Origin of the sequence: Francisella opportunistica, from assembly GCF_003347135.1 — a bacterium.
In the GTDB taxonomy this organism is placed as follows: Bacteria; Pseudomonadota; Gammaproteobacteria; order Francisellales; family Francisellaceae; genus Francisella; species Francisella opportunistica.
The window spans coordinates 1,486,109-1,500,006 of sequence record NZ_CP022377.1; the positions used below are offsets into that span (position 1 = coordinate 1,486,109).

Consider the following 13,898-nt stretch of genomic DNA (forward strand, 5'->3'; position numbering starts at 1 on the left):
AAAAATTCATGCCAAAACTCACAAATGTCCTGATATTTGTAAATTACAATTAGGCCATGGAAGTATAGAAATTTCTATCACGAAACCTAACAAAGCCTTAGAACTTGCAAAAGCAGCAATAAAAATTTACTAATTAAGACTTGATATATTGGATATAACTTTACGTGGCAAAGTACAATAATAACAAAGTAAATAGACTTTTTTGCTACTAATCACTAAAATATAACTTTTAGTTATTTATCTACAACTAACATGTTAAATAAGATAGAGTCATTTTTTGATCTAAAGGCACATAATACATCGATAAAAAAAGAATTTTTAGCTGGCTTAGCCTCTTTTTTAGCAATCTCTTACATTATCGTCGTTAATCCCAAAATCTTAGCAACAACAGGTATGCCCAGTAATGCGCTAGTTACTAGTACAATTCTAATCTCTGCTTTTGGTAGTATAATGACAGGATTATTTACACGTAATCCTTTTGTGATTGCACCTGGAATGGGGATGAATATTTTTTTCGCATATACCGCAGTCTCAGTATACCACTTACCATGGCAAACTGTTTTAGGAGCAACTTTCTGGTCAGGAATAATATTTAGTTTACTAGTAATCCTAAACATCCGCACCAAGATCATGCTTAGCTTACCCAAATCAATCAAACAATCTTTAGGTGCCGGCATTGGACTTTTTATCGCCTATATTGGTTTTATGAACAGTGGCTTTATAACTTCTAATCAGGGCTTACTAACCCTTAATAGTTTAAATGTACATACTCTACTATTTATAGCGTGCTTAATTATACTGATAATTTTATTTATCAAGAGAATTCCTGCACCTATTATTATTGTTATTATCTTTGGATACATACTTTCATTACCTTTAGAATATTTTTCTCACGAAAAAATAGTAATTCTACCTGCACATATAATAAGCCTGCCTGACTTTTCTCTAATTGGCCAAATCGATTTTGTTAATGGTTTGAAATTTGCTATTTTACCCACGATTTTTACATTTTGCTTCTTAAGCTTATTTGATGGTACTGGAACTATATCAAGCCTATATGGTAGTATGAACAAAGAACATAATCATAGAGATAAGGAACTAAAGAAAACTTTTCTAGTTGATGCTACAAGTGCAATGATATCTGGGATATTAGGCTCAAGTCCATCAACTGTGGTTGTTGAATCTGGAGTAGGTATTGCTCAAGGTGCTCGCTCAGGTCTGACAGCCATTTTTGCTGGGCTGATGTTTTTACCTTTTTTATTTCTATCGCCATTAATAAGCTCTATCCCAATAGAAGTAATTTCTCCAGCTTTAGTACTTATCGGTATAATGATGATGCAGCAAGTGGCAAATGTTGATTGGAGTGACTTTATACAAGCTACGCCTGCATTTTTCACCATCATTATGATGACTCTAGCATCATCAATATCTACAGGTATCGCCTCTGGAATTATAGTCTGGTTTTTGATTTCAATCTTCTGTAATAAAAAAGAGTTAAACTTTACAGCAGGAATTATTACACTTTTCTGTATTGTTATGTTTCTTCATGCAGTTAATCTATTCTAAAAAAGTTTTACTTTTGTTTTACTAAAAGACTTTTCTTAAGCTTAATTAAAATAATACTGTTACGCTAAATTACAGCACGCTAAGAATAGATAATATGAATATAAAAATAGATTAATAACACTACTTTAACTCTGTCAATTACAAGTTTAATTACCTATTGTAGTCCAAGCAAAGAAGATACAAGCTTTGTTGAACAAGCAAATAATGTTTATTCACAAGAAGAAAAGTTACATCTCAAGCTACAGAATTCATTAGCAATGGCGCTTATAACTTCAACAATCAAGAAAATGAGACAAGTTTAGCATCTGATGGCGGAGTAAGTTTTGGAATTTCTTAATAATTTAGTTAATATCATTGGCGAAAATTTCTTGACTGTTAATAAACTCTCACTATAGCCAACTGACAAATCATTAGTCTTTTTATATTTACAACCAAGTTCTTATTTAGCATAATTAAAATTGATAGAAATTTTCTACCACTAATTTCTTAATTAACTATAGGAGAATTAACAATGAATTTAAAGAATTTTTCAACGATACTATTAACATCACTTGTATGCGTGACGCTGCTTGCATCTTGCGGGCAAAGCAAAAAGGAGCGCGCTTTAGAAGACCTTGAGCAACAACAACAGGAGCTTAATCAAAAAGCTAAAGATGATCAATTACAAGCGAATAATCTCACTACAGATGCTAGCAACCTTGATAAAGAGGCTAAAGTTAATAGCTCTAAATCTCAATATGAGAAAGACCAAGTAAAAGTACTAGATGCAGAAGCAGAACAAAATCTTTCAAAAGCTGCTAGTCTAGATGCTCAGATTGAGAAAGCAAAATCTGATGCCACAGAATAAAAAACGGCTAAATTTAAAAAAGCTACAAATCTATTTAACCCCACTTTTGTTCATATTCTTTTTTATTCCATCCAGTTCGAACATAGTTACCATCTACCACTAGAGGTCTTTTAAACAATAATGCATCAGTAACTAATAATTTAAATGCTTCTTCTTCTGCTAAACTAGCAAATTTCTCTTTGAGTCCCATTTTTGCAAAAAGCTTACCATTTGAATTAAATAGATCAATAGTCTCAAAATTACCAATTTGCTTTATCTTTTGCATTTCTTGCCAAGTTGGCTTTTCTTTCTTAAGATCGACATACTCAACTTTTTTACCCTTTTCTTCAAAGAATTTAAGTGCATTTCTAACACTAGTACAATTATTTATCCCAAATACCTTTATCATATTCATTTCCTCACTTACTATTCAAAATATATTGTATCTTGCTTATATGCTTCTAAAATAATTTCAAGCTCTGTTTTTGTAAGCTTATGTGATAGTTTTGGTAACTTATCAATGTCAAAAAAATCAACCTTATTAACTTCGAAATTTGGATTATTTTTACCGCCAATAATTTCTGCTAGAAACACCAAACTATAAACATTATATATCTCACTTTGAGTATACTTATTTCTATCCATCAAGGCTAAAAATTTGACTACCTTAATATCATAACCTGTTTCTTCTTTGACCTCCTTGACACATGTCTCAACTGGCGAGAGATCAATATCACACCAGCCACCTGGAATAGTCCATTCGTTTGGGGTATCAGCATCTTCAGCCATCATAAGTTTATTGTCTTTAAAGATAACCACTCTGACACCAGGTTGCGGTGTAGGATAACACATATCTCTATAAATATCATAAGGCTGTACATCTGATTTGATATATTGATGTAGCATTTTTGAACTAAGCTCTAAAAGCTCATGATAATTATCTAAAGCATATGGACACTTTGAATAAACAACCCCTGTATGAGCTATTGCTTGGACTTTCTTTATAAATTCAAATATTTTATCTTTCATAATAACATCATTAGTATATGTAAAACTCTTGCCTTGTTACTCTTCCCCACTCAGAATCATTTACACTTGATATCCGATAATTATCACCGACTAACTCACTAATAACCCTAAGCCAGAAGTTAACTGCATAATCAGCACCTTGTATTTGCCTTATCTGCCAGCGACCTTTATGGCTTTTAATAATATTCTGCGCAAACTTACTACCTAGTTTTTTCCTTCTAAAACTAGGCAATATAAAGAATTCTGCAACATCAAAATATTTCCCTAAGTCCTTGATAACCATAAAGCCTACGGGTATCTGATTTTGATATTTTAGATATCCGTAAGTATCATTAATATTTAAAACTTCTGTTTGAACTGTATATAAACCTTGCTGATTAGGCATCTCACCAGTTAAAGGAGCAAATTCTGCTTCATAAATTTGTGATAAGTTATAATAGATATGAATATTGCTTTGATCTATTTTTATAATATCCATATAAGCACTCGCATTTTGACTAATATCTAAGTTAAATCAAATATCATGACTTTTATCTTGATACTGTTTATCTTGCTTATCTTTCCTAATAATTATTGCTGCTACTATACCTAGTACGGATACTGCTAATAAAACAAAAAATATTTTTATAATAAAAAATACTAATTCCTGCATAGTCTATTAGCCTTTGTTTATCTTAGTAATTTTTGCTTTCCAAAGTTTAGGACCCTGCTGATGAGCCGATACCCCAAGTGAGTCAACAGCAACTGTTACTGGCATATCTTCAACCTCAAATTCATAAATTGCTTCCATACCAAGGTCTTCAAAAGCAACAACCTCAGCTTTTTTGATAGATTTAGATATCAGATAAGCAGCTCCACCTACACCCATAAAATAGATAGCTTTATTTTTTTTGATTGAGTCAATAGTTGCCTGACCGCGCTCTGACTTACCTATCATACCCATAATCCCGGCTTTCTCTAACATAAATGGCGTAAATTTATCCATACGTGTAGCAGTAGTCGGGCCAGCTGGACCGACAACTTCATCACCAACTGGATCTACAGGGCCAACATAGTAGATAAACCTATCTTTTAAGCTCACAGGAAAATCTTCCCCGGCGTTATACATATCTTGTAAACGCTTATGTGCAGCATCACGACCAGTTAGAATCTTACCACTAATTAAGACATTATCCCCTGACCTTAATGACTGAATTTCTTCCCTAGTAACTGTATCAAGGTTTATTCTCTTAACATCATCATTTTGTGTTTGCTCGATCACTGGCCAATCACCTATCTTAGGTGCGGGTAAATCAACAGCCCCACAACCATCTAAAACAAAATGAACATGTCGAGTAGCAGCACAGTTAGGAATCAAAGCAACCGGTTTACATGCAGCATGTGTTGGGTATTCTTTAATCTTAACATCTAAAACAGTTGTTAAACCACCTAGACCTTGGGCACCAATACCTAAAGCATTAACACGATTATAAATATCTAGCCTTAGCTGTTCTGTGTCATTTTGTGGACCATTTTTGATAATATCTTGGATATTAATCTCTTCACTAAGGGATTCTTTAGCCAAAAGCATTGCCTTTTCAGCAGTGCCGCCGATTCCGATGCCAATAATACCAGGTGGGCACCAGCCAGCACCCATATTAGGCAGCATCTCTTCAACCCAATCAATAATACTGTCACTAGGATTTAGCACCTTAAATTTAGATTTAAATTCAGAACCGCCACCTTTTGCCGCGATATCAACCTCAATTTTATCACCATGAACCAAATCAATATGCACGATTGCTGGAGTATTGTCTTTGGTATTCTTTCTAGCTCCATGCGGAGGGAAAACCATAGATGCTCTTAACGGATTATGTGGGTCATTATAACCACGACGTACGCCTTCATTAACAAGTTCTGTAATTGTTCTATCAGTTTTATCAAGCTTGACATCCATCCCTACTTTGACAAAAGCACACACCATCCCAGTATCTTGACAAATTGGACGCTTACCGATTGCTGACATTCTTGAGTTTATTAGAATTTGCGCCATCGCATCTTTTGCTGGTTTTGACTCTTCACGCTGATATGCCTCATACATCGCATCGATAAAATCTTTTGGATGATAGTAAGATATGTATTGCAATGCTTCTGCAACACTATTTATTAGATCCTCGCTCTTAATAACAGCCATTTATTAAATCCTCTTGTTTTAAAAAACTGACATTCATTGTCTATTATAACAGTAATACCATAATTTTTAAGCTAGATTATCTTTTAGCATAAATCAATAAATTAAGGCTGCTCTGTTTTGATAAAAGATCTAGTTAGGCTTACTACATTATATGTAATCACAATCACTAATAACCACTGTAGCTGATTTACAGAAAGCGTTGTCACGATGTTAAAGCCAATAAAAATTCCAACTACACCGAAGCAACTAACTATCAGAACTTTTTTAATCGGTACTGTATTGTTAATTAAAAAAGCAAAAGTTGTCACAGGTTGCTGTATTGCCCCTGCCGTAGTCATGATTGGGAAAGCCACCACTGGAGACATTCCAAGTAAAAAAAGTATCGCTTGAACTAAGGCAAATAATCCAACGCCAAAGCAAACCAGAAAACCAGCAACAAACATCCCGATAAACCCTAATATAAGTTTGTAGCCAGTTAACTTTACTAAAGAACCACCTATAGGTAAAATCTCTAGCAGCTTACCAATTAATAAAAAAAACATCAAAATAAACGCAACAATCATTATTAACCTAATTGTTGATATGTTTATTTTTGAAGCAAATATTCCCCCAATAAAGCCACCTAGTGTCGCGCCTATAACTAAGACTATCAAAGTTATAAAATCCACATGTAACGCACCAAGAAAAAACACTGCCTCTATAGCTCCTGGAATAACTTGGGCACCATTAACAAAGCCTGGAAGCTCATTATCTTTAACCAACTTTAAAGTTTTTGCGATAGCAATGTTTATTGCAAAGCTTCCAACACCGATAGTATCAGCTGTAAAAGATATAATCCCAGTAAATGCTAAAGCAATCTTTTGTGAAAGCTTTTGCAATGGATACTGATCATGACCTGTTACTAACTTATATAGCATATACAATGAGCATAATGCTGTCAGCAGTACAATTAAGAATATTATTAGCAAGTACATTTTTACAAACTTAATCAAGTAAGATAATAAAGCGTTGATATTAATATTTTAATAAAGGATTAACAACAAAAACTAAACAACATTTAGCAAAAATACATATATCAGACTACAAACACAGAAAAATACAAAAGCAACTATTGTTGCATTTATAACTAATTCTTTAGTTGAATTAAGCTTGTTTTTTCTAAAACTAGAATTATACAGCACTTTAGCTAACACAAGAGTAAATAACAAGGTTATAAGTATAGATACTAGACTTAGTAAAATCATCTTTTAAACTTCCACATAATTTACTCTTTTATCAAACCAGCGTTGAATTAGTTTGCTAACTGACTCTGGGTAGTCTTTCTCTAACAAATTAGCAACCGTTAAAACTTTATCATAATTATCATAAAACTCATTGATATCAAAAGTTTTAAAGGTTGATATTCCTGATTGCTCCTTACCAAGAATATCGCCAGCACCACGAATCTCTAGATCTTTTTCTGCTAAGTAAAAACCATCTTGAGACCCTCTTACTAATGACAATCTCTTTTTGCCAACCTCGCTAATTCTATCACTATAAAGCAGGATACAATAGCTTTCTTTAGTACCTCTACCTACCCGTCCCCGAAGCTGGTGAAGTTGTGATATACCAAGCCTTTCAGCATTATCTATTATCATAATAGTTGCGTTTGGCACATCTACACCAACTTCTATAACAGTTGTTGCTACAAGTACTGCATATTTTTTAGCCTTAAATGCGGCCATTTCCTCAATTTTATCTTTAGATTTCATACTACCATAAACAAGGCCGACATTTTCTTTACCTAAAGCTTCAAGCAATTCTTGATATAAGGTTTTGACATCTTGCAAAAAATCCATATTTTCGGACTCTTCAACTAATGGACATACCCAATATACTTGCTCGCCGCGTGATACCGCTTGTTTAACTTTTTCGATCAATTTTTGTTTTTTAGTCCTATTTAACACAATTGTAACTATTGGTTTACGCTTAGGTGGTAACTCATCTAAAATCGAGAGTTTTAGATTACCATATAAAGTCATCGCTAAAGTTCTAGGAATGGGTGTTGCTGAGATTATTAATTGATGTGGCGTTAGTTTGTTAGCGCTTGATGATGATTTATTTATCAATGCTAAACGCTGCTCAACACCAAATCTATGCTGCTCATCTACAACTACTAAGCCTAAACTGCAATATTCAACTCGCTCTTGAAAAATCGCATGAGTACCGACGACAACACAATCTCTTTTATTCTTAATTCTCTCTAAATTTTCTCGAGTTTGCTTTGCTGTTAATTTACCTATCAATGGGATGACCTCTATATCAAAATTAGCTAGATATTGAGAAAGAAAAATATAATGCTGTTCAGCTAAAATTTCAGTAGGTGCCATTATAGCAGCCTGATAACCAGATTCAGCCGCAGCATATGCCGCTATAGTTGCAACAATAGTTTTACCTGCTCCGACATCACCTTGTAAAAGTCTGATCATCGCATTAGGCTGTTTAATATCATTGAGAATTTCTTTGATTGTGCGCTGTTGTGCACTAGTTAGTTGATATGGTAACTTATCATAAAATTTATTTTGTTGTGGTGCAGTTAAATTCAGTTGTGGCGCATGCGCTTTTATAGTATTTTTACAAATGCTTTGCTCAGCCAGTTTGTAGGCAAGCATCTCTTCGAATTTAATAGAAAATCTCGCTTTGTTTATGTATTTCTCATCAATAGAATTTGTCAAAGCATGGATATAATATAAAGCATCAGAAAATCTGATTAAATTAAATCTGCGTAACAGCTGGGCGGGGATAATATTTTCAACCTTATTATCTTGTAACTGCTTCAAAACTAGCTTAGTGATCAGTTTATCAGAAATCTTTTTAAGGCGATAAACTGCTGAAAACCTCTGTTTCAAAACACATTCACCATCTTTAACAACAGCCCATTCCGGATGAATCATTTGTGGATTCAAAGATAGCTCAACCTTGCCATAACAGCGTACATAATCTGCCTTTTCAAGCATTGTTATCTGACTAGGATAAAATTTAAACAACACCACACTACAGAAACCTGTACTATCACTGACAATAAAGCGTAAAAATTTTTTACCAATTTTTTTATATGTCAGATTAGTAACTCGTCCTTGAATTAAGCTTTTCTTATCAGCAACTAGAGAACTAATAGGAGTTATAAAACGCGTATCTTTGTACTCTTTAGGGAAAACTGTTAAAAGATCACTTAGACTATGTAAGTTATATTTAGCTAATGCCTTAACAGTTGCCTCACCAACTCCACTAAAATCAATAAACTTCATAGGATTATCTAATAACAAATAAACTAGCTAAAATTTTAACATTTTAGAGTTTAAATAGATAATTCATTTGCCAAACTAAATATTTATTGTTAAATTTTAAGTTATCAATAATTTAATTATTATCTAAGTTATGAAGAAACAACTTTTTGTAATTTCAATAACAGCTGCAATTCTAGTACTAAGCGCATGTGGTCAGACAGGCCCTTTATACTTACCTAAAGAAAAAAATATCACATCTGGATCAACTATTGCAAAATCTGGTTCTAGCATGATGAATCAAAATCAACAAAGTAGCGCCGCTTCAGCAAATAATAATCAAAGTGATACTACAACAAAAGTTGATAATGACCCAACTCCCCCTGCACACAATAATAATCCTAGCCCTAGTGAACTATTTGAAGGAAATAACAACTTCAGCTATAACAACAATATTCAGAACTCCCAAAATGCTGGAGGAACGCCAACTCTATAGCTGTAAATCATATTATCTAACACAAAACAACAAAACTTATTTATATTACTGGTTTACTTTTAAACCAAAAAATAATAAAATCGTTGAGATATTTTATAAAAATAATAAAATTTGCCCAGGGAGGGTTTCTAAATGTCTAAAGTTTGTATAGTTACAGGTAAAAGACCTGCTACTGGAAATAATGTTTCACATGCTCAAAACAAAACGAAGAGAAGATTCCTACCAAATCTTCATACGCATAGATTTTGGGTAGAAAGTGAAAATAGGTATATAAAACTAAAAGTTAGTTCTAAAGGTATGAGAATTATCGACAAGAAAGGTATTGATACTGTTCTTAGTAACCTTAGAGCTCAAGGTCATAAAATTTAATAAAAGCTTCTTATAAGGAAAATACCATGAGAGAGAAAATCAGATTAGTTTCTTCTGCGAAAACAGGACATTTCTACACTACTACAAAAAACAAAAGAGAAATGCCAAACAAAATGGAAATTAAAAAATTTGATCCAGTAATTCGCAAGCATGTAATGTATAAAGAAGCTAAAATAAAATAATTGAAATAACCTTCTTAATCTTAAGGCCTTACACATGAAGCAAGCTTTTCATTTCAAAGGTGGTAACTACACTATCAGTGCAATTAATATCAATGTAACTGAATTTACTCAGATTGAGAGTTTATTAAATTCAAAAATCTCTCAATCTAAATCATTTTTTCATAACACTCCTTTTGCTATTGATATTCGCGATATTGATCAAAATGAAAAGTGCACCGTTAACTTTTTAGAAAAAGTAATCGCCACTTTTAAAGCTAATGGAATGATTCCTATAGGATTTGTTGTTGACAATAAAGAGTTAAAAACAAAATTAGCTAAAGCTGGTCATAATATTTTAAAAAGTGGTAAAGTTAAAGAAGCTAGCGTTGATGAGGATAAAAACTTCACCTCTGCTAAAATTGTTACTACCCCGGTGCGCACTGGTCAATCGATAAATGCACGTGACTGCGATGTAATTGTTACCGCAAATGTTAATAATGGTGCTGAAATTATTGCTGATGGTAGCATTATTGTGTATGGTAGAATTGGAGGCAGAGTAATTGCTGGTAGTTCTGGCAACAAAGATGCTAAAATAATTTGTAAAGATCTAAGAGCGGAACTAGTATCAATCGCAGGTAAGTATGTCACATTAAATAATGAGAGCATACCTGTAGAAAATACAACAAATACTGATGGATATATAGTCTATCTGCAGGATGATAAAATACATATAGAAGGTTTTTAACTTTTTTAAAAAATTCAAAAAAAAAAAAAGAGGCTTAGGCTAAAATGAGTGAAAAAAAACAAGGCAAGGTATTTGTAGTTACGTCTGGTAAAGGTGGTGTTGGTAAAACCACTTCTAGTGCCGCTGTTGCATATGCTTTTGCTAAAAAAGGCCTTAAAACAGTTGTTATTGACTTTGATGTTGGTTTAAGAAACCTTGATCTTATAATGGGATGCGAAAGAAGAGTTGTCTATGATTTGATAAATGTTGTCAGGGAAGAAGCAACTATCAATCAAGCTATCATCAAAGATAAAAGAATTGATAATTTGTATATTATTCCAGCATCACAAACTAGAGACAAAGATGCTCTAACAGAAGAAGGTGTTGATAGACTCATTGAGGAATTAAGAAGCTCTTTTGACATTATTTTATGTGACTCTCCAGCAGGTATTGAGAAAGGTTCATTAATGGCTATGAGATGTGCAGATGCTGCAATTATAGTCACTAACCCTGAAGTATCATCTGTAAGAGACTCTGATAGAATACTAGGTATGCTTTCTAGCAAAACTCTTAAAGCTCAAAGAGAAGGTGAATTCAAAGAAATTCATTTATTACTTAATAGATATGATGCAGCTAGAGCAAGAGCTGGTGCGATGCTTAAAGCTGAAGATGTTAGTGAAATACTATACACACCTATTGCAGGTATTATTCCAGAGTCTAAAGATATCCTAGAAGCTTCAAATAGCGGCCATCCAATCACACATTTCAATGATTCTATTGCTGCTAAAGCATATTTTGATGCTGTAGATAGAATGCTTGGTAAAGATATACCAATGAGATATACAGAACAAAAAACCAGTTTCTTCAAAAAATTGATAGGTAAATCATAATTATGTTAGCTAAACTTTTTGGATTAAATAAAAAACAACAGAGTGCTTCAGTAGCTAAAGAAAGACTACAGATTATAGTTGCTCACCAAAGAAGCGAGCTACACCCAAGATCTTCTAAGATAAGTAGCCACTTACTTGCAGAACTAAAAGATGAAATCATCGAAGTTGTCAAAAAATATGTCGCTTTATCTGAGGAAAATATTAGAGATATTGACCTAAAAGTCGAAGATAGTAGCAAAAACTCAACTATAGAAGTTAATATTCCTTTTAACTAATACTATTTTGATAATGAATAATATTAGTTTCAAAAATGTCTCTTTCTATAGAGATGATCGCTGTATTTATGATGATATTACTTTTACAATTCCAGCTAATAAAATAACCACAATACTAGGTCCTTCTGGTGCTGGGAAGACTACTATATTACAGCTTATAGCTGGGCTAATTAAACCAGACTTAGGCAAAATCTGTATTAATAATGCAACTGTTGAGAAAAATACCAAAGAAAAAGAACTAGAAAAGCTACGCTGTAGAATGGGCTTTCTTTTTCAATCAGGTGCACTTTTTACTCATTTAAGTGTCTATGATAATATTGCTTTTCCATTGCGCAAAAATACTAATCTTGATGAAAAACTGATAAGAAATATTGTACTACTAAAGCTTCAAGCTGTCAGATTAGCTCATACAATCAATATGATGCCAAGCGAGCTTTCTGGTGGTATGGCACGTAGGGTAGCTCTTGCAAGGTCGATTGCAATGGATCCTGATATTATGATGTATGATGAGCCTTTTACTGGACAAGATCCAGCATCATTTAACAAGCTATTAGAATTGATCTCTACCTTAAATGAGTCTTTAAATATGACCTCGATAATAGTTTCGCATGATATCCAAGAATCTCTTAGCATATCTGATCACATTATTATTGTCGCAAATAAAAAGATTATCGCGAGCGACTCACCAGAGAATATAAAAAATAGCTCTGATATACAAATACAAAACTTCTTAGCTGGTAAACCACTAGATCATAATCATGAGAACCATGATGATTTAGAGAAAAATTTTTTTAAAAAAGAGATTTTAAGGAGCTAGATTGTGACAATATTTAGCAAAATATATACTCTTACATTCTCTTTAATTTATAGCTTAGTAAAGTCTCTTAGCTTAATACTTAGGATACTTATTAGTAAATTAAATATTAGAGATTGTATTGTTCAGATAAAAGCTGTAGGAGTTAACTCAATTATAATTATAGTTACATCTGGAGTTTTTATAGGACTAGTTTTAAGTCTACAAGGCTATTATACATTATCAAAATTTGGTGCTCATTCTCTATTAGGGGTAATGGTCGCTCTTAGTGTCCTTAGAGAACTTGGTCCGGTAGTTACAGCTATGCTTTTTGCTGGGCGAGCTTGTAGTTCAATAACCTCTGAAATTGGACTAATGAAGGCTACAGATCAAATTAATAGTTTAAAGGTTATGAATGTTAATCCAATAAGTTTTATCTTATCAACAAGATTCTGGGCTTGTATGATAAGTGGCCCAATCTTAGCAATTATCTTTGCAACTGTTGCTATACTCGCAGGTTTCATACTTGCAGAAGCAGCTTTAGGAGTCAGTTACGGAGAGTTTTGGAGCAATATCCAATCGTCTGTTACAGCTTCAGATATATCTAACGGAATTATAAAGAGTGTTGTATTTGCTTTTATAACCGCATGGATAGCTTTATACCAAGGTTACTATTGTATACCAGACTCAAATGGCATAGCTAAAGCTACTACAAAAACTGTTGTTTATTGCTGTATGAGTGTTTTAGGTGCAGATCTTATTTTAACATCGATTATGTTTGGAGGCGTTTAATGAGGAACAAATATTTTGAGACCTCAGTAGGAATTTTTATAATAATAGGTGTATTGTGCCTATTATTTTTAACATTTAAAGTTAGCGGTACATCATTTAAAGTGTTTAATTCACAAGAATACAGTGTCAAAGCAGAATTTAAAAATGTAGGATCATTACGCACAAATGCTTCTGTAAAGGTAGCTGGTGTAGAAATTGGTAGAGTAACTAAAATTACGCTTGAGAAGAGCTACAATGGTTTTATGGCTGTTGTAACTATGTCGATAAATAGTGACAAAAAAATCCCCGCCAATTACTCTGCATCAATTGCCATGTCAGGAATCTTAGGTGATAACTATATAGCCTTAAGTCCTTCTAACGAGGATATAATGGCTATAGCTGGTATAGGTGATTCTACTAGCTCCTCAGAACAAGATAAATATTTACACCAAGGAAGTGTGATACCGCTAGAAAATACTGAATCAGCGATTGATTTGGGATCTTTAATTAATACTTTTATCGCAGGAAAGGATGATGGTAAGAGTAAAGAATAATAATTGCC

The 13,898-nt window shown here is 33.1% G+C and carries 18 protein-coding genes; 11 read left to right on the forward strand and 7 right to left on the reverse strand.

Features of this window, described 5'->3' with window-relative positions:
* Window positions 1–252 precede the first annotated feature (252 nt).
* The gene (locus CGC45_RS07285; protein WP_071629647.1) at window positions 253–1,566 is read left to right on the forward strand and encodes an NCS2 family permease; all 1,314 of its coding nucleotides are present in this window, start codon (window positions 253–255) and stop codon (window positions 1,564–1,566) included.
* Window positions 1,567–2,077: 511 nt separating this feature from the next.
* A complete protein-coding gene (locus CGC45_RS07295) occupies window positions 2,078–2,413 on the forward strand; it encodes a hypothetical protein (protein WP_071629648.1) in 336 nt (111 codons plus the stop codon).
* 34 nt (window positions 2,414–2,447) lie between these two features.
* On the opposite strand, the gene CGC45_RS07300 is transcribed toward CGC45_RS07295, so the two are convergent.
* The 7 genes from CGC45_RS07300 to CGC45_RS07330 form a co-directional block, all read right to left on the reverse strand.
* Window positions 2,448–2,801: an arsenate reductase family protein gene (locus CGC45_RS07300; RefSeq protein WP_071629984.1), complete on the reverse strand. Its 354-nt coding sequence runs from the start codon at window positions 2,799–2,801 to the stop codon at window positions 2,448–2,450.
* Window positions 2,802–2,818: 17 nt separating this feature from the next.
* On the reverse strand, window positions 2,819–3,421 hold the full coding sequence (locus CGC45_RS07305) for an NUDIX hydrolase N-terminal domain-containing protein (RefSeq protein WP_114702118.1): 603 nt from the start codon (window positions 3,419–3,421) through the stop codon (window positions 2,819–2,821).
* A gap of 10 nt (window positions 3,422–3,431) precedes the next feature.
* Window positions 3,432–3,899, reverse strand: coding sequence for a hypothetical protein (locus CGC45_RS07310; RefSeq protein WP_071629650.1), 468 nt, complete (start codon window positions 3,897–3,899; stop codon window positions 3,432–3,434).
* Between the two features lie 36 nt (window positions 3,900–3,935).
* Window positions 3,936–4,073, reverse strand: coding sequence for a hypothetical protein (locus tag CGC45_RS09095; protein WP_165437521.1), 138 nt, complete (start codon window positions 4,071–4,073; stop codon window positions 3,936–3,938).
* A gap of 6 nt (window positions 4,074–4,079) precedes the next feature.
* Window positions 4,080–5,594, reverse strand: a complete 1,515-nt coding sequence (locus CGC45_RS07315; RefSeq protein WP_071629651.1) for a fumarate hydratase — start codon at window positions 5,592–5,594, stop codon at window positions 4,080–4,082.
* A 101-nt stretch (window positions 5,595–5,695) separates the two neighbouring features.
* The gene (locus tag CGC45_RS07320; RefSeq protein ID WP_071629652.1) at window positions 5,696–6,568 is read right to left on the reverse strand and encodes a sulfite exporter TauE/SafE family protein; all 873 of its coding nucleotides are present in this window, start codon (window positions 6,566–6,568) and stop codon (window positions 5,696–5,698) included.
* A 273-nt stretch (window positions 6,569–6,841) separates the two neighbouring features.
* Complete coding sequence (locus CGC45_RS07330) at window positions 6,842–8,881, reverse strand: ATP-dependent DNA helicase RecG (protein ID WP_071629654.1); 2,040 nt, start codon at window positions 8,879–8,881, stop codon at window positions 6,842–6,844.
* Between the two features lie 130 nt (window positions 8,882–9,011).
* On the opposite strand from CGC45_RS07330, the gene lptM reads away from it, so the two are divergent.
* The 9 genes from lptM (at window position 9,012) to mlaD (ending at window position 13,890) form a co-directional block, all read left to right on the forward strand.
* Entirely contained in the window at window positions 9,012–9,353 is a 342-nt protein-coding gene (lptM, locus tag CGC45_RS07335) for an LPS translocon maturation chaperone LptM (protein WP_071629655.1), read from the forward strand.
* Between the two features lie 132 nt (window positions 9,354–9,485).
* Window positions 9,486–9,722, forward strand: a complete 237-nt coding sequence (rpmB, locus tag CGC45_RS07340; RefSeq protein WP_071629656.1) for a 50S ribosomal protein L28 — start codon at window positions 9,486–9,488, stop codon at window positions 9,720–9,722.
* Window positions 9,723–9,748: 26 nt separating this feature from the next.
* Window positions 9,749–9,904, forward strand: a complete 156-nt coding sequence (gene rpmG / locus CGC45_RS07345; RefSeq protein ID WP_071629657.1) for a 50S ribosomal protein L33 — start codon at window positions 9,749–9,751, stop codon at window positions 9,902–9,904.
* Between the two features lie 34 nt (window positions 9,905–9,938).
* Entirely contained in the window at window positions 9,939–10,628 is a 690-nt protein-coding gene (minC, locus tag CGC45_RS07350) for a septum site-determining protein MinC (protein WP_071629658.1), read from the forward strand.
* 44 nt (window positions 10,629–10,672) lie between these two features.
* Complete coding sequence (gene minD, locus CGC45_RS07355) at window positions 10,673–11,497, forward strand: septum site-determining protein MinD (RefSeq protein ID WP_071629659.1); 825 nt, start codon at window positions 10,673–10,675, stop codon at window positions 11,495–11,497.
* A 2-nt stretch (window positions 11,498–11,499) separates the two neighbouring features.
* Complete coding sequence (minE, locus tag CGC45_RS07360; protein ID WP_071629660.1) at window positions 11,500–11,772, forward strand: cell division topological specificity factor MinE; 273 nt, start codon at window positions 11,500–11,502, stop codon at window positions 11,770–11,772.
* 13 nt (window positions 11,773–11,785) lie between these two features.
* Window positions 11,786–12,589, forward strand: coding sequence for an ABC transporter ATP-binding protein (locus tag CGC45_RS07365; RefSeq protein ID WP_071629661.1), 804 nt, complete (start codon window positions 11,786–11,788; stop codon window positions 12,587–12,589).
* Window positions 12,590–12,592: 3 nt separating this feature from the next.
* Window positions 12,593–13,357: an MlaE family lipid ABC transporter permease subunit gene (locus CGC45_RS07370; RefSeq protein WP_071629662.1), complete on the forward strand. Its 765-nt coding sequence runs from the start codon at window positions 12,593–12,595 to the stop codon at window positions 13,355–13,357.
* On the forward strand, window positions 13,357–13,890 hold the full coding sequence (mlaD, locus tag CGC45_RS07375) for an outer membrane lipid asymmetry maintenance protein MlaD (protein WP_071629663.1): 534 nt from the start codon (window positions 13,357–13,359) through the stop codon (window positions 13,888–13,890). The genes CGC45_RS07370 and mlaD overlap by 1 nt, the downstream gene beginning before the upstream one ends.
* Window positions 13,891–13,898: the final 8 nt, after the last annotated feature.

Excerpts from the sequence above, each read along its gene's own strand:
- CGC45_RS07285 (WP_071629647.1), top strand. The coding sequence starts at position 253 with ATGTTAAATAAGATAGAGTCATTTTTTGATCTAAAGGCACATAATACA.
- CGC45_RS07295 (WP_071629648.1), top strand. The coding sequence starts at position 2,078 with ATGAATTTAAAGAATTTTTCAACGATACTATTAACATCACTTGTATGC.
- CGC45_RS07300 (WP_071629984.1), bottom strand. The coding sequence starts at position 2,801 with ATGATAAAGGTATTTGGGATAAATAATTGTACTAGTGTTAGAAATGCA.
- CGC45_RS07305 (WP_114702118.1), bottom strand. The coding sequence starts at position 3,421 with ATGAAAGATAAAATATTTGAATTTATAAAGAAAGTCCAAGCAATAGCT.
- CGC45_RS07310 (WP_071629650.1), bottom strand. The coding sequence starts at position 3,899 with ATGGATATTATAAAAATAGATCAAAGCAATATTCATATCTATTATAAC.
- CGC45_RS09095 (WP_165437521.1), bottom strand. The coding sequence starts at position 4,073 with ATGCAGGAATTAGTATTTTTTATTATAAAAATATTTTTTGTTTTATTA.
- CGC45_RS07315 (WP_071629651.1), bottom strand. The coding sequence starts at position 5,594 with ATGGCTGTTATTAAGAGCGAGGATCTAATAAATAGTGTTGCAGAAGCA.
- CGC45_RS07320 (WP_071629652.1), bottom strand. The coding sequence starts at position 6,568 with ATGTACTTGCTAATAATATTCTTAATTGTACTGCTGACAGCATTATGC.
- CGC45_RS07330 (WP_071629654.1), bottom strand. The coding sequence starts at position 8,881 with ATGAAGTTTATTGATTTTAGTGGAGTTGGTGAGGCAACTGTTAAGGCA.
- lptM (WP_071629655.1), top strand. The coding sequence starts at position 9,012 with ATGAAGAAACAACTTTTTGTAATTTCAATAACAGCTGCAATTCTAGTA.
- rpmB (WP_071629656.1), top strand. The coding sequence starts at position 9,486 with ATGTCTAAAGTTTGTATAGTTACAGGTAAAAGACCTGCTACTGGAAAT.
- rpmG (WP_071629657.1), top strand. The coding sequence starts at position 9,749 with ATGAGAGAGAAAATCAGATTAGTTTCTTCTGCGAAAACAGGACATTTC.
- minC (WP_071629658.1), top strand. The coding sequence starts at position 9,939 with ATGAAGCAAGCTTTTCATTTCAAAGGTGGTAACTACACTATCAGTGCA.
- minD (WP_071629659.1), top strand. The coding sequence starts at position 10,673 with ATGAGTGAAAAAAAACAAGGCAAGGTATTTGTAGTTACGTCTGGTAAA.
- minE (WP_071629660.1), top strand. The coding sequence starts at position 11,500 with ATGTTAGCTAAACTTTTTGGATTAAATAAAAAACAACAGAGTGCTTCA.
- CGC45_RS07365 (WP_071629661.1), top strand. The coding sequence starts at position 11,786 with ATGAATAATATTAGTTTCAAAAATGTCTCTTTCTATAGAGATGATCGC.
- mlaD (WP_071629663.1), top strand. The coding sequence starts at position 13,357 with ATGAGGAACAAATATTTTGAGACCTCAGTAGGAATTTTTATAATAATA.